Origin of the sequence: Christiangramia crocea (assembly GCF_022410465.1) — a bacterium.
Classification (GTDB): Bacteria; Bacteroidota; Bacteroidia; order Flavobacteriales; family Flavobacteriaceae; genus Christiangramia; species Christiangramia crocea.
In genome coordinates this window covers 36,131-59,073 of the sequence record NZ_JAJSON010000027.1, presented here as the reverse complement: position 1 = coordinate 59,073, position 22,943 = coordinate 36,131, and the positions used below count along the sequence as shown (strand labels likewise).

The 22,943-nt window shown below is 39.5% G+C and carries 12 protein-coding genes; 3 read left to right on the top strand and 9 right to left on the bottom strand.

What is annotated here, in order from left to right:
• The first annotated feature begins 189 nt into the window (after positions 1 to 189).
• Together LU635_RS17305 and LU635_RS15755 are read left to right on the top strand one after the other, a co-directional pair.
• Positions 190 to 297, top strand: coding sequence for an alpha-amylase domain-containing protein (locus LU635_RS17305; protein ID WP_423738503.1), 108 nt, complete (start codon positions 190 to 192; stop codon positions 295 to 297).
• Positions 298 to 660: 363 nt separating this feature from the next.
• Positions 661 to 3,216, top strand: a complete 2,556-nt coding sequence (locus LU635_RS15755) for an adenosylcobalamin-dependent ribonucleoside-diphosphate reductase (RefSeq protein ID WP_240100469.1) — start codon at positions 661 to 663, stop codon at positions 3,214 to 3,216.
• Between the two features lie 87 nt (positions 3,217 to 3,303).
• On the opposite strand, the gene LU635_RS15750 is transcribed toward LU635_RS15755, so the two are convergent.
• The 8 genes from LU635_RS15750 to LU635_RS15715 all read right to left on the bottom strand — a co-directional run bounded on the left by LU635_RS15750 (position 3,304) and on the right by LU635_RS15715 (position 17,378).
• Positions 3,304 to 4,188, bottom strand: a complete 885-nt coding sequence (locus LU635_RS15750) for a hydroxypyruvate isomerase family protein (protein WP_240100468.1) — start codon at positions 4,186 to 4,188, stop codon at positions 3,304 to 3,306.
• Between the two features lie 163 nt (positions 4,189 to 4,351).
• Positions 4,352 to 6,196: a hypothetical protein gene (locus LU635_RS15745; protein ID WP_240100467.1), complete on the bottom strand. Its 1,845-nt coding sequence runs from the start codon at positions 6,194 to 6,196 to the stop codon at positions 4,352 to 4,354.
• Between the two features lie 12 nt (positions 6,197 to 6,208).
• Complete coding sequence (locus LU635_RS15740; protein ID WP_240100466.1) at positions 6,209 to 7,381, bottom strand: hypothetical protein; 1,173 nt, start codon at positions 7,379 to 7,381, stop codon at positions 6,209 to 6,211.
• A 55-nt stretch (positions 7,382 to 7,436) separates the two neighbouring features.
• Positions 7,437 to 8,909: a RagB/SusD family nutrient uptake outer membrane protein gene (locus tag LU635_RS15735; protein ID WP_240100465.1), complete on the bottom strand. Its 1,473-nt coding sequence runs from the start codon at positions 8,907 to 8,909 to the stop codon at positions 7,437 to 7,439.
• Between the two features lie 14 nt (positions 8,910 to 8,923).
• Positions 8,924 to 12,010 carry a SusC/RagA family TonB-linked outer membrane protein gene (locus LU635_RS15730; RefSeq protein WP_240100464.1) on the bottom strand — a complete coding sequence of 1,029 codons (3,087 nt, stop codon included), beginning with the start codon at positions 12,008 to 12,010 and terminating at the stop codon, positions 8,924 to 8,926.
• A 34-nt stretch (positions 12,011 to 12,044) separates the two neighbouring features.
• The gene (locus tag LU635_RS15725; RefSeq protein ID WP_240100463.1) at positions 12,045 to 13,307 is read right to left on the bottom strand and encodes a hypothetical protein; all 1,263 of its coding nucleotides are present in this window, start codon (positions 13,305 to 13,307) and stop codon (positions 12,045 to 12,047) included.
• Positions 13,297 to 15,639, bottom strand: a complete 2,343-nt coding sequence (locus LU635_RS15720) for a glycoside hydrolase family 2 protein (protein ID WP_240100462.1) — start codon at positions 15,637 to 15,639, stop codon at positions 13,297 to 13,299. The genes LU635_RS15725 and LU635_RS15720 overlap by 11 nt, the downstream gene beginning before the upstream one ends.
• 2 nt (positions 15,640 to 15,641) lie before the next feature.
• Positions 15,642 to 17,378, bottom strand: a complete 1,737-nt coding sequence (locus tag LU635_RS15715) for an arylsulfatase (protein WP_240100461.1) — start codon at positions 17,376 to 17,378, stop codon at positions 15,642 to 15,644.
• A 273-nt stretch (positions 17,379 to 17,651) separates the two neighbouring features.
• Between LU635_RS15715 and LU635_RS15710 the strand changes: the two genes are divergently transcribed.
• Complete coding sequence (locus LU635_RS15710) at positions 17,652 to 21,689, top strand: hybrid sensor histidine kinase/response regulator transcription factor (RefSeq protein WP_240100460.1); 4,038 nt, start codon at positions 17,652 to 17,654, stop codon at positions 21,687 to 21,689.
• A 9-nt stretch (positions 21,690 to 21,698) separates the two neighbouring features.
• Here the strand turns inward: LU635_RS15710 and LU635_RS15705 are convergent, their stop codons facing one another.
• Complete coding sequence (locus LU635_RS15705; RefSeq protein WP_240100459.1) at positions 21,699 to 22,886, bottom strand: aldose epimerase family protein; 1,188 nt, start codon at positions 22,884 to 22,886, stop codon at positions 21,699 to 21,701.
• Between the last annotated feature and the right edge of the window lie 57 nt (positions 22,887 to 22,943).

Below are 22,943 nucleotides of genomic sequence, written 5' to 3'. Positions count from 1 at the left end.
AAAAAAACTGATCAAAATTCACAACAATATTACGTCCAGGAGGCACCGAAATCCAATATGTGGATGATGATGAATATGTTATGAAAAGATCAGGCACAAGTACAAATACCGGATTAATTATATATATTAGCAACAGAAACAGTCCACAAAGGAAGGACTGTAAGTTCAAACTGAAATAATGTTACCCTGATGGATTATAGTGGTAACTCAACATATAACCCTACCTCCGATGAAAATGGGGCTGTGACCATTAAAATGCCGGCAACCGGATATGTAATATGGTCAGTAACAGAATAAGCGCTTTTTATTTTGAATTTTCATAGGTGTTAATTCAAGAAGGCCCCGCCAACTGCGGGGCCTCTTTTTTTCATACATCTCTGCATATTTTCTGTACATTCTTCATAGATTCTACGGTTTAGGTTTGTTTTTCCACTTTTAAATTCCCATTACAATCTCAAAGACTTCAAATCAAATCTAAATACATTAGTTTTTATTATTTGTCAACTTTTTATTGTTAGTAATTTTTTATTTATCTGATTATCAATTAATTAACAATTTTTTCTTGATAACTTTTTTTGAAGAAATTGTTAATCGTCTCATTTCTTTGTTTAGATTTACACTACTCTAATAACGAATTTCTAACCTAAAAATCTCATTTATATGCCTGTACAAGAAAAACCAGTCGTTCCAAAAACTTATACCCAGGAGCAGGCTTATGAAGCATCACTTAAATATTTTAAAGGAGATGATCTCGCTGCAAGGGTTTGGGTAAATAAATATGCCCTTAAAGATTCCAAAGGGAATATTTATGAACTTACCCCGGATGATATGCACCGACGTATCGCGAAAGAAATTGCCAGGATCGAAAAGAAATATCCTAATCCTATGAGCGAGGATGAAGTTTTCGACCTTATCAAAAACTTTAAATATATAGTACCTCAGGGTAGCCCTATGGCTGGAATTGGAAATCCATACCAGGTAGGCTCTCTTTCTAACTGCTTTGTGATTGGTAATGAAGGTAATTCAGATTCGTATGGAGGAATAATGAAGATCGACCAGGAGCAGGTACAATTGATGAAGCGCCGTGGTGGTGTGGGTCACGATCTTTCCCACATTCGCCCAAAAGGGTCAGCGGTTAAGAACTCTGCGCTTACTTCTACCGGAATCGTTCCTTTTATGGAGCGCTATTCAAACTCTACCAGAGAAGTGGCACAGGATGGTCGTCGTGGAGCTCTTATGCTTTCCGTTTCAATCAACCATCCAGATGCAGAGGATTTCATCGATGCAAAAATGGAACAGGGCAAGGTTACAGGCGCCAATGTTTCGGTTAGAATAGACGATAACTTTATGAAAGCTGTTAAAAATAACAGCACCTATACTCAAAAATACCCGGTCTTCAGTCAGAATCCTAAATTTTCAAAAGATATCCAGGCTGAAAAGCTTTGGAAAAAAATTGTACATAACGCATGGAAATCTGCAGAACCGGGAATCTTATTCTGGGATACGGTAATTAATGAATCTGTACCAGATTGTTATGCCGATCTTGGCTATAAGACGGTTTCCACCAATCCGTGTGGTGAGATCCCGCTATGTCCTTACGATTCGTGTCGTTTACTCGCAATCAATCTTTATTCCTATGTTGAAGAGCCTTTCACCGAAAACGCGAAGTTTAACTACGATCTTTTCAAAAAGCATATTGGCGCAGCACAAAGGATCATGGATGATATTATCGACCTGGAATTAGAAAAGATCGATAATATAATTGGCAAGATTGATGCCGACCCCGAAAATGAAGAGATCAAGTCTGTAGAAAAGAATCTATGGCTGAACATACGTAAAAAAGCATACGAAGGTCGCAGAACTGGAATTGGTATCACCGCTGAAGGCGATATGCTTGCAGGACTTGGCATCAGATATGGAAGTAAGGAAGGTATCGATTTTTCAGTGGATATTCACAAAAATATAGCTCTTGCAGCTTATAGAGCTTCTGTGGACACTGCTAAAGAAAGAGGAGCTTTTTCAATCTTTGATTCAGAAAGAGAAAAAGAGAATCCATTCATTTTAAGACTAAAAGATGCTGATGAAAAGCTTTATTACGATATGCTTGAGTATGGCAGACGTAATATCGCGCTACTCACCATAGCACCTACGGGAACCACAAGTTTAATGACGCAGACAACTTCTGGTATTGAACCTGTATTTCTGCCAGTATATAAAAGAAGAAGAAAGGTAAATCCTAATGACAAAAATGCAAGAGTAGACTTTGTAGATGAAGTTGGAGATTCCTGGGAAGAATACGTAGTCTTCCACCATAGATTCAAGGAATGGATGAGAGCTAATGGGCATGATACTGAAAAGAACTATTCTCAGGAAGAGCTTGATAAACTGGTAAAAATGTCACCGTATTACCAGGCAACCTCAAACGATGTGGACTGGCTGAGCAAGGTAAAAATGCAAGGAGCCGTTCAAAAGTGGATCGACCACTCCATTAGTGTGACCATCAACCTTCCAAATGATGTGGATGAAGATCTTGTGGGTAAGCTTTACCTGGAAGCCTGGGAAGCCGGATGTAAAGGTGTGACTGTTTACCGTGACGGATCCAGGTCTGGAGTACTTATTTCTAATGAAGAGAAAAAAGAGGAAGATGCTGGAGAAACACAGGGTGCCTTTCCTCTAAAACGTCCTCAAACGCTTACTGCAGATGTGGTTCGCTTCCAAAACAACAAGGATAAGTGGATCGCCTTTATAGGCCTTGTAGATGGAAGACCTTATGAGATCTTTACCGGTTTTGCCGATGATGAAGAAGGTATCTTACTTCCACGCTGGGTGAATGAAGGACTGATTATCAAAAATAGAAATGAAGACGGGACTTCGCGCTACGATTTTCAGTATGAAAACAAGCGTGGATACAAGACTACCATAGAAGGTCTTTCTCATAAGTTCAACCCGGAATACTGGAATTATGCAAAACTGATTTCCAGTACGCTTCGACATGGAATGTCTATCGATAAAGTGGTTGATCTTATCAATAGTCTTCAGCTAGACAACGAATCTATCAACACCTGGAAGAATGGTGTTGTAAGAGCCCTTAAGCGATTTATCGCTGATGGTACGGTGGCGAAAAAGGAAAAATGTAATAATTGTAACTCCTCAAATCTGATATACCAGGAAGGATGCTTAACCTGTAAGGACTGCGGTTCTTCTAAATGTGGTTAATTTCTGTTATAACTGCAAAAAAGGTCCCGCCAGTAGCGGGACCTTTTTTGATTCTATTAAAACAAATTTTTTATATTCTTTCCAGAATTATATGTCACAGATCTCTATCCCCTCGCGCAGGGCAGAAAGCTTATCATCATAGGTTGGAATAAATTCCTGGGCTACAAAACCATCGAATCCGGTTTCATAAATTGCCTCCATGACAGCGGGATAATTAAGTTCCTGGGAATCATTTATCTCATTTCTTCCGGGCACCCCCCCAGTATGATAGTGATTAATATATGGATGGCTATCACGAATCGTCCTTATCACATCTCCTTCCATGATCTGCATATGGTATATATCATAAAGAAGTTTAAAGTTAGGTCTATTCAAGGCTTTTGCCAGGGCCACTCCCCATTCGGTATGGTCGCACATATAATCGGCATGATCCACCTTACTATTAAGAAGTTCCATTACCAGATTTACATTTAGGTCGTTTGCATAATCGAGTAACGGACTTAGGCCGGTCACACAATTCTTAATCCCTGTTTCATCATCCATTCCATTCCGGTTTCCGGAAAAACAGATCACATTTTTGATTTTATGTTCTGAAGCTTTCTTTATCAAACCTTTGTAAGCTTCCTGTAATTTTTCATGATTAGCAGGATCATTGAAGCCTTCAGTTATATTAGCAAATGTATCGGTAGCCATTGAACAAACTAAACCTTCCTTCTCCACCACTTCCCATTCTTCCGGCTTTAGTAGGTCTATTGCCTTTATGCCTATTTCTGTGCAGGCTTTGGCAAATTTATCCAATGGAATATCCTGGTAGCACCATCTGCAAACCGAATGATTTATTTTCGATTTATGGGATGAATTAGTGCTGTATTCATTTTCCCTAATTTCTGAAGCAAATATTTTTGGAACCCCGGCGAGGCTAACAATTCCGGCACCAAGCCCAAGATTCTTCAGTAAATTTCGTCTATTCATCTTAAACAATTTGTGATATAATTTCCTTAAAAATAGTAATAAATGTAATTAATACTATTAATGTAGGCGTTAAAACTTCCACCCCCAGGAAAATTATGAACATATGAAAAAGAAAAAGCCCCACGCTTGAACGTGAGGCCATTTTAGTCATTAACAAAGTCTTTTACTCAAACAAATCACTCCATTGAGTAGTAACCTTTAATCCATCAACTATATATCTGGCATCAGGATTATTATCATTTACCAAAGTGATTGCTTTTACCAGACGTCCATCACCAGGACTTGTACCGGTTGTGATGCTCGCATCCGGAGTCACTGGTTCTGTTGCCGGAATATCTTCAGCATCAAAAACAAATAACTGACCTGAATTGTTGTTATTTCCCTGATCGGCATCAGGTACAGTATGCTTGATCACAATTAGATAAGTCTTTCCTGTTTCAGGAGTGATATTCGAATTCTCAACATTTCCTTCCATACGAATTCCGAATTTTGGATCTCCTCCATTGGACTCTATACTTATAGAAGTTAAGAACTTAACAGTCCCATTTGGATTCCAGTCAACAAACATCACCGGACGGCTAAATCCTCCTGTTGGAAGTTCTTCGATCTTTAAAAGGAATGAGCTGTAGTATGCACCTACAAAATTCACATCCTGTTGCTCAGAAAGATTATGAGCATACACATTACTTGATCCTTCCAGGTCTAACAGGGCAGCATTTCCGGTAGATTCAGGATATCCGTTATAAGACAGGTTCTGATCCGCAACAAGAATATCGGCATTTCCGGTTCTTACTTTAAGCCATCCGTCCATCACTTCATTATCTGCACCACTTCCGGTTCTATCTGTTGAAGGAATGGCTTCCCCAGCGGTATATTCGAAATTATCAAGGAACAACTTGGTTGTAGTCGAGATTGAACTCGCTGTAACTATCACACTTTCTATTTGAACTTCACCTGAATTATGGGTGATCTCACCGGTTTTCTCTCCAATCTCTCCGGTGGAGTTAAACTGAACGAACACCTCTACATCGCCGATTTCAAAATCAGCTGCAGGGATAGTAAGGCTTTCGGTGAATTCACCGTCTGAAGATCTGGAAACCTTGAACAAGGCCGAACCAGTTACGGTAACATCAGAGGTAAGTCCACTTCCTGTTAGAGTATAAGAAGCAGCTCCAGAAACTTCACTTAATGGTACAGAACCAAGATCAAGTGTTGTAGGATCAACAATTACCGATACATCAGGAATCGGATCTCCGGCACCAGTTAAGGAAACCTCCATGTCTGTTTCAAGATCAGAAGAACTATGAACGATAGTTCCTGTAGCATCTCCTTCTGCAGTAGGAGCAAAACGTGCATACACAGTCTGGTCGTCCATAGCATCATTAGCGTCTATGGTCAAAGAACCACTAAACTCACCATCCTGGGTCAAAGAAATACCGAATGGTCCGGTAACCTCAAGGTTAATGTCGGCCTCAAGATCTGAACCAGAGAGGGTATAACTTTTTACTTCAGAGGTTTGATCTACTACCACATTTCCAAAATCAAGACTGCTTTCGCTGGATACCAGTGTTGGTTCACCAGGAACGGTAGCAATCCCGGAAACTTTTATCGTGGCTATATCTTCGCGGTCGGCACTGGTATGAACAATCTTATCTTCATACATACCTTCATCGGAAGCTCCTGGCTGAAACTGAACAAATACAGGAATTGCATCATTACCAAAATCATCAGGTGAAAGGCTTACTGAATTAGTGAATTCCCCGTTTGCAGTCAGGGATAAATAAAAAGGCGCTTCCACACTTGCCGTAACTTCTGAAGTAAGATCTTCAGCGGCTATGGTATAAGACCTAACCTGTGAGGTTTCAGTAACATCAATGTCACCGAAACTCAGCGATGTTCCGGTTATCTTTATTATTGGATTTCTGGGAATGGCGTCATCTTCAGTACATGCCAGAACAGCTATAAAAAGTAACATGACGACACCCAATTTAGTATAAATTGTTTTCATAAAATAAAATATTTAGTTTTCTGTATTTCTGTTTTCATTCACCAGACTTACAAAGTCTCTAAAACACAACGGATTTGGCGAAAAAGATCCGTCAGGTTGCAATTCCAGTGATTTTTGACAAAATATCGGATTGATAAACCACGCAGGAGAATTTGGAGTCATATTTTCCGGACAGCTTTGCTGAAAAAGTGGATATGTAGCCAGGACTACTCCGTATTTTTCAAACCTGTCAAAGTATATCTGCAGATAATGCTGCGGAAACCATTCCCTGGTGGCGAACATAGCATCCCATTCTTCAGGACTTACCCTATTGGTGTTTACATATCCATACCACTGGTATAATTTCCATTCCGGATTACGACCATACTTCCTGGCAAAGGCCTCTCCTGCTTCATTTATATTGAGAGGTTCGGTTATTTTTCCTCTATATAACCTGTGTAAGGAAAATTCAGGAACAATAATAGGCTTCTCCTTTACTATACTACGGGCATACTTAAAAGACTGGTCTATCTCAAGGGTATCTTCAATATGCAAATGAAGAGAAAGCCCGGTAATATCTGCATTATCGTTCGTATACTCCAAGAGAGCATTTACCCCGGGGTTCTCCTGAAATCGTTTTTCAAACAGGGCTGGAAAAGATCCTATATAGATATCAGGAATATTCTCCGGATCCTGGTTTCTGAAAAATGGCAAAACCACTTTATAGAGCAATCTATCAGTAAATTCCAATAAAGGAATTCCTCCGTTATCATCCTTCACCATATCAATAGGAAGGGTTTCAAGATTAGGCTCATTCCCCAGTTTGAAAATTTCTACCCAGGGTCCCACTTTTTCAAGAATCTGTGTGGCGGTATTAAAAAGCTCCTTTTCTTCCTCGGAGTCTGCTTCAGGAATTCGCCGGTCGTTTTTAGCAAAATCCCACCGGAATCCAAATGCGATTTTATAACCTCGCTTTCCCGCCTCCACTATTTTGGAAAGCCCGGGATCATTTTCAATACTCAATGTTCCGTCTGTATACTCCATAATCCTTGGGGTAGTTCTTACCCAGTCCACCTGGGCCTTCTCGAGGTAATCAAAATCCATGATTTCAGGATTATGATTGAAGTTAGACCCCAGTTCCTGTCCTACCAGAACATTGGAAAAGAGAAATGTTCCCAGAACTATACGTAGAATTGATTTTCTCAAAATTCATAAAGGGTTAATGCAGGCTTTACACCTTGTAAAGCCTGCAGATTTTTTTTTAATATCCACTTCTCTGTTCAAGGGCCGGATTCGCATTGATCTCAGCCTGTGGATATGGAAAATATATCTGATAAGGCTGAGCATTGAGACCTCTGTCCTGGGCATATTCGATGAACTTGTCATGACGAATGAGATCTTCCCTCCTCTTTCCTTCTGAGAAGAATTCCCATCCTCTCTCCTGGAGTATGATATCATTAAAGCTATCCTTTCCGCCAACTTCGGCAAGGGTATATGGATCATCTATAGATCTTGTTCTTACCTGGTTAACCAGATCAACAGATTCCTGGGTAGGGCCATTGATCTCATTCAAGGCTTCTGCACGGCTTAATAGGATATCAGCGTATCTTATGTAAGGATGATCAGCTCCAGAGAAGTTTCCTATCTGGTTATTATCAAAGAACTTAAGGCTTCGGGTATTATCAGCAGTTCCTCTAAGGTTAACCGTATTACCTCCCAGGTTGGTATATGTCTCGATAATGGTCTGTTTACGATCGTCTTCCTCTTCAAATGAATCATAAAAACCATCTCTCATGCTAAACTGGGTTGCCCAGTTAGCCATTTCTGTCGTCCAGGTGAATTCAGGAACACTTTCGGAATGCATAAAACCAGGAGGAAAGGCACCGTTTTGATAGTTATTTCCGAATCCCTGTTCGTTAGTTAAAGACCATGTAACTATAATCTCCTTATTCCCTTCATTTTCCACAAAGAACGTAGCTCTGTAATCAGGGAAAAGTTCATAATAGTTTAGATCCATTATTTGCTGAGTCACCTCAACTACTTTTGCCCATTGCTTTGTTTGCATTAAGAATTTTGTCAAAACGGCAAGCGCATGACCTTTAGTAGCACGTCCTCTCTGAGTTTGCTCTGAAGGGTGAAGTAAATTGGTCGCTGCTTCCCTTAATTCTGTTTCAACAAATGTGGAAAATTCTTCCTCAGAAGGTAAAGGTAATTCCTGAGGCTGTTCATCCAGATTGGTGGTAGTTCTTAACGGAACCACCCCGAAGTACCTGTACATATAAACATACTGCGCGGCACGTAGATATCTTGCTTCTGCTGTGATCAATGCCTTGGTTTCCTCATCTACGGAAGAGGATCCTATATTTTCCAACACAGTATTGGCATCCCTAATAGCCCTGTATCGGGGAGCCCAAAATACACCTTGAAATTTAGGATCGGAAGGATCCCAGTTAAAGTTAAGATAAGGTTTCATCTCACGTTCAACCGCTCCAATCCTAACAAAACCTACATCTGTAGTAACTTCATTAATCAGAATCTCATCTTTCACACTCTGCTCAATATTATCATATTGATAAGCAGAAAAGAGTAATGCTTCCAGTCCTTCACGCGATTGCAAAACATTCTGCGGTGAGAACTCATCAACCGGAGGCAGGTCAAGTTCCGCTTCACAAGACGTAAAAATGAAGCAAAGCACCAGCAGTCTAGAAATGTGTTTAATATTTATAGTTTTCATATTAATTACTTTTTTTAAAATTCTACATTAAGTCCTACCAAAAAGGTTCTTGGCAACGGATACGCATTGAAGTCTAGTCCGGTAGTATTTCTTCCACTTGCATTGGCCGCAGGATCCACACCACTATAATCTGTAAAGGTGTATAGATTCTGACCTGTTACATAAACCGAAAACTTATTAAAAAGGTCAATATTATCTACTGGCAGGTCGTATCCAAGTCTAACTGATTGAAGTCTTACGTATGATGCGTCCTCTACTGTCTTACTATTTATAAGCGCATTGGCTCCTCCCTGTGATGTTGGGTTAACAAATGAAGGATATTCATTAGTAGGGTTTTCCGGAGTCCATCTATTCAATAATGGCTCTGCAATCCTGTTTCTTCTGAAGTTATTTGGCGAGTAAGTATTTATCAGGTTACCATTCAACCTCTCTACACCCTCAACTCCCTGCAGAAGAATATCCAGGGTTAGATCTTTAAATCTTAGGTTATTGGTAAGTCCCCAGGTTAAGTCGGGAATTGTGTTTCCAAGGATTACGCGGTCATCTGCATTGATAGCTCCATCACCATTAACATCACGATACTTAAGATCTCCCGGTTGAACCTGAGGTTCAGTAATGCTGAAGTTATCCTCTTCCTGCCATACACCATCAACTATGAATCCATAGTATGAATCAAGAGTCTGCCCTGGAGTAACGATTGAGAAGTCCGGAATCTGAGATTGTCCTCCTCGAATGATATCACCTCTTTCTCCAATATCCAACACCTCATTATCAAGGGTGGCAAGATTGGCAGAAACATCCCAGGTAAAATCATCTCCTCTTATTACATCAAGGTTTAAGGCTAATTCAACACCCTGATTACGAACACCTCCCAGATTCTGGGTTTGACCTCCGAAACCGGTATTCAAAGCCTGAGGTACAACCAGTAAAAGATCTGTTGTCTCTTTGTTGAAGTAATCCAAAGAACCGCTTATTCTGTTTTTGAAGAATCCAAAGTCTACCCCAAAGTCGTATTGTACTGCTTTTTCCCATGTAAGGTCTGGATTCGCAATTCTGGTTGGATAGATCGTATTATAAAAGCTATCTCCGAATAAAAGATCCTGGCCTGCAGAGAATGTTTGAAAAGTAAGGGAGTTGCCGATATTCGCATTTCCCGTGCTACCAATACTTGCTCTAAGTTTTAACTGATTGATCCACGAATTATCCTGAAGAAAATCTTCTTCATGCATCTTCCAGGCCACAGCTCCTGAAGGAAAATATCCAAATTTATTATTGTCACCGAATCTTGAAGAACCATCGGCCCTGATAGATCCGGTAAAAAGATACTTATTGTTAAGAGAGTAATTCACTCTCGCCAGATACGATATAAATCTCGCCTGATTACGTCCACTTCCAATATTGTTCAATTCAGGATCTCCAGAACCTATAGCATTTGTTCCCAGATCTGGTAATGCAAATCCTCTTGCATTTCCTGAAAACGATTTAGTCTGAAAGTATTCGTAAGTAGAACCAAGCAGGGCTGTAAGATTATCATCTCCAAAACTTTTATTGTAATTCAGGGTTCCTTCCACCGAAACATAATCTTTTCTACCTGTCTGGATCGTTGCGATTCCTCCGGTTCCTGCTCCGGCCAGTGTATATGGCTGAACAAAAATATCCCTTCTTACTTCCTGAATATCTCCACCTATCTGCACCTTAGCAGATAATGAAGGCATTACGAAATATTCAAAGAAAGTGTTACCATAAAATCTGAAGGTTTCACCTTTGGCTTTCTCCCCGTTAAGAATAGAAAGTGGATTATCTATTGTAATGAACTGGGATAACCTATAACTACCATCTTCATTATATGGCTGGATAGTAGGATCATAATTTATCGCAGAATAGATAGCTCCTCCATTTTCATTGATCCCGGTACCGGTAGAGGCAAAATCATCTTTAATATAGGAAGCATTCATGTTAATACCATAGTTATAATTCTCTTCAGAATTAGAACCAAGGTTCAGCCTCACATTGTATCTCTCCATTCCGGAACCTTTTACCAAACCTTCCTGGTTATAATAGTTTAATGAAGAATAGTAGTTCAGGTTATCTGTAGCACCCGAAAATGAAATATTATGGTTTTGTGTTGGAGCAGTTTGAAGTATCAGGTCCATCCAGTCTGTCCCGTCACCTGCAATCTCATTTATTGTTTGTCCCGGATCTCCCCCGCCGTCTTCAATAATAGCATTCAGCACATCACGATATTCGGTTGGAGATAATAGATCCAAAGTCTCTGCAGCTTCCTGAATCCCGTAATAGGCATCATAATTAATTCGTAACTTTCCAGTCTTTCCTTTCTTGGTTGTTATCAAAACAACACCGTTAGACCCCCTGGAACCATAGATTGCTGTACTGGAGGCATCTTTCAGTACCTCTATAGACTGGATGTCATCCGGGTTAAGAGTATTAAGAGGGTTTCTGGGATTGGAATTTCCGGTAAAACCCTGACCTCCTGTTGCGGCTATTGAACCATTGTTCACAATAACACCATCAATTACATATAAAGGCTCGGTTCCTGCATTGATGGAACCGGCACCACGAATATTTACGCTGAGTCCACCACCGGGCTCATTACTTTTCTGGCTGATTTGAACACCTGCAATACGACCCTGCAAAGCCTGCTCCACAGAGGCATTCGCCCCCGGGTTCATATCCTCTGCCTTGATGGAAGAAACTGCACCTGTAAGGTCACTTTTCTTAACGGTTCCATATCCAATTACAACAACCTCATCAAGAGCTTCCTGATCTGTCTTTAAGGCAAGATTTATGGTTGTTCGATTATCTATAGGTACTTCCTGAGTTATAAATCCAACATAACTGAATACCAGGGTTGCATCTCCGGAAACACTGTTTAGAGTATAATTACCATCGAAATCGGTTTGTGCACCGTTGTTAGTTCCCTTTACAATTACATTAACCCCGGGAAGAGGCTGGCCGTCTTCAAAAGTTGTGACAGTCCCCGATACACTTATGTTCTGTCCCATTGCAGTGATACCTACCACCAGGAAGGAGAGCAGAAATAGGTGCCTTAAAGCACGTTGCCTGTATTTATCTTTTGTCATAATTAAATGTTTTTAGATTTATTAAGTTCTGGTTTTAATTAGCATTGTTCTGTATGGAAATAAAATCCTCTGGCCAGGCATAATTAAACTGAAACTGGCCTGTGTCAGGATCTGGTTCCACTGTTCGGTTGGCATACATACCATTGAGGATCCATGGATCTGTGTTTGCCGTAAAATCAGCATTAAAGGGATAGCTTTGCCTAAAGGCATAGGCAGCCATAAAGAATTTATCGTAGGCCGAGAACACGTCATAAAAGCTATTGCTCAGGTAATTCTTTCGGTTTTCAAACCACGGACTCTGGCTTAAGAAATCCACCCACTGTTCTCTCTCCACCTGGTTCTTTAAAGCATAATCTATATACTGATAATTCTGAAGGTCTGCCGAGAATCCATATTCTGCTGCAAATGATTCAGGAATAATTCCCGTTAGCTGATTCTTAAAATGTTTTTTTAAAGAGAATTCAGTTACCATAATCTTCTGATCGCTTCTTATTCTAGAGCTCACATAATCAAGTGCCTCTTCCATCTGGTTTGTGGAGGAATGATGAATATGCATATCAACACCTGCTATCCACGGAGTGGTGCTTGAAAAAGTAAGCAGATCGTTAACAACCTGTAAATCCTGCCTGTTAGACTGATACATATTATCAAAGGCTCCAAAAAAGATTGGTTTATCACCATGTTCATCAGCATAGTCCTTTACTGTGTTGGAGGCCTCAACATAATAATTGAACATTGAATCATTTCTGTCTTCAGGATCTGTTTCAATAATAGGCTCATTCCCAACTACTATAATATCCGTCTTATCCCAAACCCTGTCTAGAAGATCTTCCAGGAAATCCATCTGATCCTGCATCTCTGCAGAATTCTGGTCTGGATAATCTTTATTTCTGTAAAGGAATTTGATATTAAGGACCGTCTTGAAACCATAGGTATGCAGAGTCAGATACTTGGTTATCTTCTCATCCGTATTTAGTAACGAAGGATCCTCATAGTACCTGAAGTAATCAACAAATCCCCGTACCCATGTGGTTTCCAGTGCCAACAGCCTGTCATTATCTATATAATTAAGCTGTTCATTGAAGTTTACCCCAAGGTTCTTGGAATCATCCAGAATATCAGAAGAGCCATCATCAGGATTATCTATTGGCCCGTCATCTGTTTGAGTAACATCATCCGTTGGATCTACCCCACCATCTGAAGAGCAGGACGTCCCTAGCAGCAAAAAAATGAATGCGGCTAAAATGTTTATAGTTAAATTTCTCTTCATCAATTTCATATCATTATTACTTTTCATTATTTTTTGAAATGGAAGTATTAAGAAATTCCATATTCTCTTTAACACCGCCGGTATAAATACCCAGATCGAATGATCGTTCTTCTGGTTCGCCCTTTACTGAAATAGCGATAGTGTTCTTTCCTTTTTTCAGGTAATCGGAAGCATTCTCTATTAACTGATTTCTATAGTGACGCTTTCTTCCTCCTTCATGCTTCTCTTTAGTTAATAGTTTTCCATTCAGATAAACCTCCATACTGGATTTATCCAGATAGTATCTTAATATCATACTTTCCGGAATTTCATCAATCGTAAATTCTTTTATTAAATAGAGGTCTTCATTTTTATCCCAGGAAGTCCCTTCTGGCAGGAAATAATTATCATAGGTACTGAAAGGTGCCCTGGCTGTCTTCCAAGAATTTGTATTACCATCACCTTTATACCAATCCTCATTAACATTGTATGCAATCATCCAGTTGTTAGAATCTTGTTCAGAATCTGCTACAACTGTCTTGTACTTTTCCGGTTCTTTGTAAAGAGGAGCAAATAATTCCCTGGTTTTTTCTGGTTTTATCTTTACGACCTCTCTATCATAAGTGATCAGACCATTAACCTCGCCTTCTACATCTGTTGTCTGAGTGTAGATGGCTCCCGATAATCCGAAACTCTTTAATCCAATCAGGTCCTTAATCAGAGATTCAAACCTGTCCAGATACTCCTCTTTATCACTATAAGTAAGATAGCCCCAGTTCTTTTTATCCCACCACATATGACCATCCACCGTAAGGCCCAGTCCGCCAAATTCTCCTAATACAGAGGCCCTGTCTTCCTCAGGCATCTCCATTCCAGGCCCCGGGTATAAGTGAGTATCTATAAGGTCTCCTACCCCACGGTCTGTCCAGCCACTTGGAGAATCAATAAGTCTGCTCGTATCGTAGGCTGATACCCATTTGGTTACTCTTTCTGTATCATACTGGCCCCAGCCTTCATTAAACGGAACCCACACTACTATAGATGGGAATGAATGAAACTGATCCATCATTTCTTTCAATTCAGTTTCGAACTGAATGGAGGAATCAAAAGGACGTACGGCATCTTTCTCTTCCCAGGCCTGGATACGCAGGTCACGGAAATAATTTCCATTAGGCATATCCTGCCAAACCAGCATTCCCATCTTATCACAGTTATAATAGAATCTGGCCGGCTCAACTTTTACATGCTTTCTAAGCATATTGAAGCCCATTTTTTTGGTCATTTCCACATCATACATCATGGCTTCCTCGGTAGGAGCGGTATAAAGCCCATCTGGCCACCAACCCTGGTCAAGAAGCCCAAACTGAAACAGAGGTTTATTGTTCAGCATTATCCTGGTATATCCAGTAGGGCCTATCCCAAGGGAAATCTTTCGCATCCCGAAATAGCTTTCAACCTTATCTACTGTTTTGCCCTCTAATGTTTCAAGTGAGATCACCAGATCATATAAGAAAGGATTCTCTGGTGTCCAGAGTACAGGATCAGGTATGGCAATTTCGAACCCGGCAGACTTTGATGCAGGAGAGAGGTTTTGTTCGTTCAGGGCTATTTTCTCACCATCCTTTAATACTTCCACCTTCAATTTCATATCCTCAGATAAGGAGGAAGTACTTACTTCAACATCAAGGTTATTATTATCAATATCAGGTGTATTCTTAACCAGGCTTATATAATCTTTTGATGTCTTTTCCAGCCAGACGGTTTGCCATATTCCAGTTACAGGAGTATACCAGATACCTTTTGGATCCTTTACCTGCTTACCCCTGGCCTGTGTTCCTAGATCTGTAGGATCCCATACCCTAACTATTAATTCCTGTTTACCTTTTTTTAGAAAAGGGGTAAGATCAAGACTAAAAGGAGTGTACCCTCCTTTATGACCGCCAACAACCTTTCCATTAAGATATACCACAGCTTCCCAGTCAACGGCACCAAAATTTAGATGTAATTTTTCTTCTTGGTTTAAATCTTCAGTCTCAAAAGTGGTGCGATACCACAGGTAGTTATCTTCATTTACCAGCTTTTTAACCTTACTCAGTGCTGATTCAACCGGAAAAGGCACCAGAATTTCTCCATCAAATTCTGCAGGTTGTTCTTGTCTTACCGGTCTTATAGCATATTCCCACAAACCATTCAAATTGGTCCAGTCTTCACGTTTCATTTGAGGGCGGGGATAATTATTCCAGGGACTTTCCTCATCTACCTGATCTGTCCATTTGGTATCCATTGAAAACCTCAAAACATCCTCAGCATTTTCCTGTGAAGAAAGGCTAAAGGAGCAAAAAACAAATACTAGCGTAAGTAAATTTATTCTCATCTTCATTCTTATTTTTTTATTGGAGTTGGCGATGGAAAAACATCCAGTTCATGCGCCATTTCATTCCATTTACTTTTTAATTCTTCTAATTTTTCAGGGTAATCTTTCGCAAGATTATTGGTCTCCGTACGATCTTCAGCCAGATTATATAGTTCCCACTCCGCCTCTGGTTTTAATTGAACAAGCTTCCAGTCACCCTCTCTTAATGCTGCAGACCCAAAATGCTCCCAGAAATAAGCATCATGTGTGTTTTCATTAGACTCACCTGTAAGAAGTGGCAGCATAGAGTTCCCCTGAATTGGAGTAATCTTATTTCCATTAAAGTTTTCCGGATAACTTGCACCAGCCACATCAATACAGGTAGCCATTAAGTCTATTATATGAGCTGCTTCACTCTTTACAATTCCTCTATCCTTGACCCTTTCTGGCCAATGCACTATAAAAGGAGTAGTTATTCCTCCCTCATAAACCCTGGATTTCCAGTATCTAAAAGGTGTATTTGAAACATTTGCCCATACCGGACCAATTCCCGAGACCACGGTTTGAGAACCGGGCAGAGAATCTTTTTCCACGGGAAATACCACTTCACGTCCATCTCTCGTAGATCCTGCCCTGTCAAAGCCAGGACCATAGCGGGAAGGTCGTTCAGAACTGGCTCCATTATCAGATAAAAAGAATATTATCGTATTATCAAGTTCTCCGGTTTCTTCGAGTTTATCGATCAGGTTTCCAATGGTTTGATCCATACGGTCTATCATTGCTGCATGAACGGCCATGGCCCGCGCATCCCATTCCTTATGTGGATTATTCTCCCAGTGTTTATTTGGAAACATGAATTCTGAAAGACTTGCAACATCTCCTTGTAGGACCCCTTTATCGATTAATTCTTTATATCTCTTTTCACGAATAGATCTCCAGCCACTATTGTAGGTAGCTTCATATTTTGCTATTTCCTCCTCTGGAGCCTGGAGCGGCCAGTGAGGCGCACAGTGAGCAACATAAAGAAAGAAAGGTTCTTTCTTTTTAGAAAAATCTTCTACGTACGCAACAGCGGTATCCCCGATAGCATCGGTGTAGTAAAATTCGTCTGGAACATCAGGCACTATTTCCATATTATTAACAAGACTGAATGGATCGAAATAATCAACCACCCCCCAAATATTCCCATAATATCTATCGAATCCCCTGGAAGTAGGATAAGTTGTAGTATCCGAAAAATGTCCGTAATCTTCCTGATGGGATAACCATTTCAGCTGTTTTTCCTTTTCCAGCGGATTGGTTGGTGACACATGCCATTTACCAGTCATTCCTGTTTGGTAGCCCGCACCTTTTAGAACCTCAGCAATAGTTACCGTAGCTGAATCCAGAGTACCCTGATAACCAGGCAAACCCGCATCTCTTGTCATACGGCCTATTCCTGCCTGATGAGGATATAAACCAGTTAATAAAGATGCTCTTGAAGGACAACATCTCGCAGTATTATAGAAAGAGTTGAATCTTAAGCCATTTCCGGCCAGCCTATCAATATTTGGAGTATTAATCTCTCCTCCATAACAACCAAGGTCTGAGAACCCCATATCGTCTGCCATAATTATCACGATATTAGGACGCTCATCTTCTGAATTATTCTTTCCTGAAGTTCCTCTTTCCTTACAGCCACCCAATAATAATATCAGAAGACCTAAAAGGGCTAAAAAACCACCTTTAAATACAGGGAAATATGTCTTATCAGTATTTATTGTCATTTTATATGATTTGAACGGCTATTTTGATCTTACTTTTTTCTTATGAAATGTTTGTGCAATTTTTAATCTTAATTTTTATATAAATCCTATTTTACTTAGGCTAAAAATGCATTATCATCAAATAATTCATTGTAATGTTAAAACAATACTAAGGCCCATACCTATATTTTTGTTTAATTTGGTAGCACTTTTGTTTATATTGCGCAAATTTTAAAAATTATAGAGATTTAAAAGCTGAATGTGCTGACAGATCTCCTACCTAACTGATTTTAAATGATTTTTTTTGTTTGTAACAAATCATTCTTGATAAATAAATGGGTTCTATCCTGTTTTCTTATTTTCTCTTCAATTTCTAACTATCTGGTTGCCCAGAAACAGGAATTCAGGAATATAAATTCTGTCCAGGGGTTATCGCACAGCACGGTATATTCAATTACCGAGGATAGTAATGGTTTTATGTGGTTTGGAACAAGAGAAGGACTTAACCGGTATGACGGTTATAAGGTATATACCTATTATAGCAAGAAGAATGACACTTCAGGTACCGGACTTTTAGACAACCAGATTAATTATTTACTGAATTCTTCCAAAGGAATTTTAATTGGGACCCGTAAAGGATTAAACAGATATCAGCCCAAATTAGACAAATTTACAAGTGAGTTTTCAGGTAGCCGAATCAGTGAATCTGTTAGAGTACTTTTTGAAACAGTTAATAACAAGATTTTCATAGGAACTGCGAACGGTTTATATACCCTAAAAGATAATGATCAAATTGAAAAGCTGGTAAATAATGTAACTGTTAGGGCCCTGTGTAATTATAAGACAAATGTTCACTGGATGGGTTTAAACACTCAGGTCTGGATGATCAATGATTCTGGCGAGGTGATAAAAAAATACACTATAACTCCTGAAATAACCGATAGTGGCACCAGTTTCAACATTAATTTATTATTTAAAGACACAAAGGGAAATACTTGGTTAGGTACTTCCAAAGGCTTATATCTCTTCAACGAAAATGAAGATAGCTTCGAATTTTATGAAATAGACCAGAACCATGAAATAGAGGCAAATGTTATTAGAACAATTTCTGAGGGGAACGACGGCCGTTTATGGATAGGGACCGAATCCGGGATATTTGTACATGATCTTAAAACCGGCACCTCAGAGCATTATAAGCAGTCATTTGATAAAGAACCGGGATCCCTCTCTGATAAATCCATCTATTCCCTTTATCTAAGTGATGAAGGCATTACCTGGATAGGAACCTATTTTGGGGGAGTCAATTTCACTGCCCCTCAAAATAAAGGTTTCCAAAAACTCCTTCCCGGAAATAATAATTCCTCGCTTCATGGAAAAGCCGTTAGCCAGATCATAGCAGACAATGATGATAAAATATGGATTGCAACGGAGGATGGTGGAATAAGCATCCTTAACAGAAAAAAAAACAACTTCTCCTATTTGAATACCGCAAATGGTCTTAGCAGCAATAATATACATTCTCTATATGAAGATGACAAAGGGCACATCTGGATAGGAACTTTTTTAGGTGGATTGGACCGGTATGATAAAGCGACTGGAAACATAAAGCATTTTAAGCATCGTAACAACGACCCTACCTCCATCTCCAACAACTATGTATATTCAATTATGGAGGATCGTGAAGACCGGCTCTGGGTAGGAACCCAATATGGACTGAATATCTATGACCCTGCTTCAGGTAACTTTATCCTCTTCAAACCTGAAACATTTGGAAATAAATTTATTTATGACATGCTTCAGGATGAAAAAGGCAACCTGTGGATTTGCACCAGATTTAATGGAATTTTCAGGTATAGACCTTCTGAAGATGAAATTCAGCATTTTTCCGGCGAAGACCTTAGCAGTGATCAGATAATAAGTGCTACCGAGACGAGCACGGGAGAGATATGGTTTGGGACTCTTAACGGAGGCCTACTTAAATGGGAAGAATCCAGTGGTTCCTTTAAAAACTATACTCAATACGATATTCTGCCCAATAATAATGTTTATGAAATTGTTGAAGGACCTAATAAAGACCTGTGGTTAACTACCAACAAGGGACTGGTAAGGTATAAAACCGAATCAGATACAGTAATCACCTACACTACAAACGATGGTTTAACTTCCAATCAGTTCAACTTCAAATCGGGATATAAAGATGATGACGGCTGGCTATATTTTGGTACCATAAACGGACTGACCTATTTTCATCCTGACACCCTTAAAACAAAACTTCCTCCTTCTGAAATGCAGATCACCGGCTTTCAACTTTTTAATGAAGAAGTACCCGTAGGCCAGAACAGCATTTTAAAGAAAAATATCACATACACTGATTCCATAAGCCTCAAACACCATCAAAATGTAATTACGTTTGAATTCGCTGCTCTCAATTACCAACCCGGAAATAAATATGCATACTTTCTGGAAGGTTTTGAGGATAACTGGAACATGGTTGGGGATAAACGTACGGCTACATATACAAACCTGTCACCGGGTGAATACACTTTCAGAGTACAAACGCTGCCTCTCAATAATTCTCAGGAAAAAAAGATACATCTAACCATACTACCTCCTTTCTGGCAAACCAACTGGGCTTATGCGCTATATTTTATTTTACTTCTGGCGGGGATTTATGCATACTGGAGGTTTGTAAGATTTATTCACAATCAAAAGCTTGCTGTGAAGGTAGAAAAGGTAGAAAAGGAAAAGATCAAAGAAGTTAATCAGCATAAACTAAATTTCTTCACCTTCATATCTCATGAATTTAAAACCCCTCTTACTTTAATTATTGCTTCTATAGATAAGTATATAAAGGGACATGCGGTTAACTTAAACCAGTCTGAAGAATTGGCCTCTATTAAAAAGAGCGCTGGTAAACTCCAGCATCTTATCCAGCAACTGATGGAATTCAGGAAAATTGAAACCTCCCACGTTGAGCTGGATTTAAAGAAAGGTGATGTGATCTTGTTTCTTAAAGACACCTTCAATGCCTTTGCATTACTGATGGAAGAAAAAGAGCTCACTTATAAATTAAAGAGTAATATATCTGAATATGTTTGTTACTTCGATCCCGATAAACTGGAAATGATCGCAACAAACCTTCTCTCAAATGCTATAAAGAACACTCCGGAACAGGGAGAGATCAAACTTAACTTAGCCATAAGTAATAAGCTGGATGAGCAACATCGTAGTAAACTAAGCCTGGAGGTAGAAGACTCCGGAGTGGGTATGAATTCTGAAGAGGTTTCCAAGGTATTCAATCCTTTTTTCAAAGCCGGTGAGAATAATTCTAATCAATGGCGGCCGGGTTCAGGCATCGGTCTTGCTCTTGTGAAGAATCTAACAGACCTACTGGACGGACATATTCGTGTAGATTCTAAAAAGGATGAAGGAACAAAAATCAGGATAGATCTGCCCCTAAGGTTAAAAATTGAAGAAGAGGAGAAAGAGATCAACTTTATTGAAGGGAATAAAACCCTCAATATTGATCCCCATATCTTCATGGATGAGCAATCAAAACTTGAAGAAGTAATCATTGAGGATCTGCCTAAGGGCATGACATTATTGATAGTAGAAGACAACAGGCAGATCATAAAATTCCTAAAAGAACACTTCTCTACAAGATTTAAGGTAATTACCGCTAAGAATGGAGTTCACGCTCTGGAAAAACTAAATAATTACATTCCTGATATTATAATATCAGATCTTATCATGCCTGAAATGGATGGGATTAGTTTATGTAAAAAGGTGAAAAGCAATCCTGAAACCAATCATATCCCCTTCTTATTGTTAACCGGTAAGACAGATAAATCCTATAAAATGGAGGGACTCAGAGTTGGTGCGAATGCCTTTATAAATAAACCTTTCAGTATTAATGAACTTGATCTATTGGTTAAAAATCTATTGGAAACCAACCAGAATAGGGCTAAGCGTTTCTCGGGCGGGGATATGGAAACCATTGAGAAAATTCCTGAAACGAACCAGAATCGCGAATTCCTTAAAAAGATAAATGATATCGTGATAGAGAATTATAATGACCCAAAATTCACAATCGAGAACCTGGCTTCCTTAATGGGTATAAGCAGGTCCCTGTTACATATAAAAATGAAAAAAGCAACTGGAACCAGTGCTTCAGATTATCTTAAAAAAATAAGGTTAAAAAAGGCTGAAGAGCTTATAAAACAGGGGAAAACCATCTCTGAAGTCGCTTATAATGTAGGGTATAGCGATCCAAATTATTTCAGTAGGGTATTTAAAAAAGAGTATAAGGTTTCCCCCAGTAATTATAAATAGAAAAATGCTTTAGCCCTGCTCTTCAATTCCAAATTTGTATACACAAACCGAGTGATACTGTTCTCCAGGTACAAGCAAGGTCTCTGGAAATTTGGATTGGTTTGGGGAATCGGGAAAATGCTGGGTCTCTAAACAAAATGCACCCCTGTAATCATATGCTTCTCCTCCTTTGCCCTTAGTTTTACCGTCCAAAAAGTTCCCTCCATAGAACTGCAGCCCCGGTTCGTTGGTGTACACTTCCATTTTACGCCCACTATCCGGCTCAATAACTTTTGCAGCAAGAGTAAGACCTTCATCATTTGTTGGTTTCTCATTTAAAACAAAATTATGGTCGTAACCCTGGCCAAATTCCAATTGTTCATTTTCCGTCTCGATATCACGGCCAATTGGCTTCATTGAAGTAAAGTCAAAAGGTGTTTTATCAACGCTTCTCAATTCCCCGGAAGGAATAAGCCCCCGCTCAACAGGAGTGAACCTGTCAGCATTTATCATTAGTAAATGATCATTTATGCTTCCGCTCCCGGCCCCATCAAGGTTGAAAAAAGAATGATGGGTAAGGTTAACTACGGTTTTTTTATCGGTGGTGGCGAAATACTCGATTTTAAGTTCATTTTCATCAGTCAGGGTATATTCTACCTTCACTTCCAGGGCTCCGGGATAACCTTCCTCCATATGTGGGGAGGTTCTGGTGAATACAAGTTTATTCCTGGCTGGCTGTTCAGCATCCCAAACCACATTATGAAAGCCTTTAACCCCTCCATGCAAATGATTCTCTCCATTGTTGGTAACAAGCTCATATTCCTTTCCGTCTATATCAAATTTTCCTTTAGAAATACGGTTCCCATATCGGCCAATGGTAGCGCCGAAGTATTTTTCCTTAGCATTTGTATATTCTTCCAAACTCGAAAACCCAAGGACTATATCTTCAAATTTTCCGTTTCTATCAGGCACCCAAAGCGAAATAAGCCTCTGTCCATAATTAGTAAAACTAGCCTCAATACCATCTTCGTTGGAAATAGTATAGAAACTGGTCTTCTTGCCATCAATTTCAGATTTGAATTTTTCTTTATCGATCTGAATATAGCTAACCACCGTATCTTCTGAATGGTCTTCAGTCTTCTGGTCCTCTTTATTATCCTTGCAGGACAGGATGCATAGTATCATAATTCCCGTAATAAATAGATTTAATAATTTCATTTATTTATAGTGTTTAGCCTAAAAATATAATTATCCATCCCCCTCCAACAGGCAGAT

What these genes read in the sequence shown, in the direction of transcription:
- LU635_RS17305 (WP_423738503.1), top strand. Translation starts at nt 190, where the DNA reads ATGGATTATAGTGGTAACTCAACATATAACCCTACCTCCGATGAAAAT.
- LU635_RS15755 (WP_240100469.1), top strand. Translation starts at nt 661, where the DNA reads ATGCCTGTACAAGAAAAACCAGTCGTTCCAAAAACTTATACCCAGGAG.
- LU635_RS15750 (WP_240100468.1), bottom strand. Translation starts at nt 4,188, where the DNA reads ATGAATAGACGAAATTTACTGAAGAATCTTGGGCTTGGTGCCGGAATT.
- LU635_RS15745 (WP_240100467.1), bottom strand. Translation starts at nt 6,196, where the DNA reads ATGAAAACAATTTATACTAAATTGGGTGTCGTCATGTTACTTTTTATA.
- LU635_RS15735 (WP_240100465.1), bottom strand. Translation starts at nt 8,909, where the DNA reads ATGAAAACTATAAATATTAAACACATTTCTAGACTGCTGGTGCTTTGC.
- LU635_RS15730 (WP_240100464.1), bottom strand. Translation starts at nt 12,010, where the DNA reads ATGACAAAAGATAAATACAGGCAACGTGCTTTAAGGCACCTATTTCTG.
- LU635_RS15725 (WP_240100463.1), bottom strand. Translation starts at nt 13,307, where the DNA reads ATGAAAAGTAATAATGATATGAAATTGATGAAGAGAAATTTAACTATA.
- LU635_RS15720 (WP_240100462.1), bottom strand. Translation starts at nt 15,639, where the DNA reads ATGAAGATGAGAATAAATTTACTTACGCTAGTATTTGTTTTTTGCTCC.
- LU635_RS15715 (WP_240100461.1), bottom strand. Translation starts at nt 17,378, where the DNA reads ATGACAATAAATACTGATAAGACATATTTCCCTGTATTTAAAGGTGGT.
- LU635_RS15710 (WP_240100460.1), top strand. Translation starts at nt 17,652, where the DNA reads ATGATTTTTTTTGTTTGTAACAAATCATTCTTGATAAATAAATGGGTT.
- LU635_RS15705 (WP_240100459.1), bottom strand. Translation starts at nt 22,886, where the DNA reads ATGAAATTATTAAATCTATTTATTACGGGAATTATGATACTATGCATC.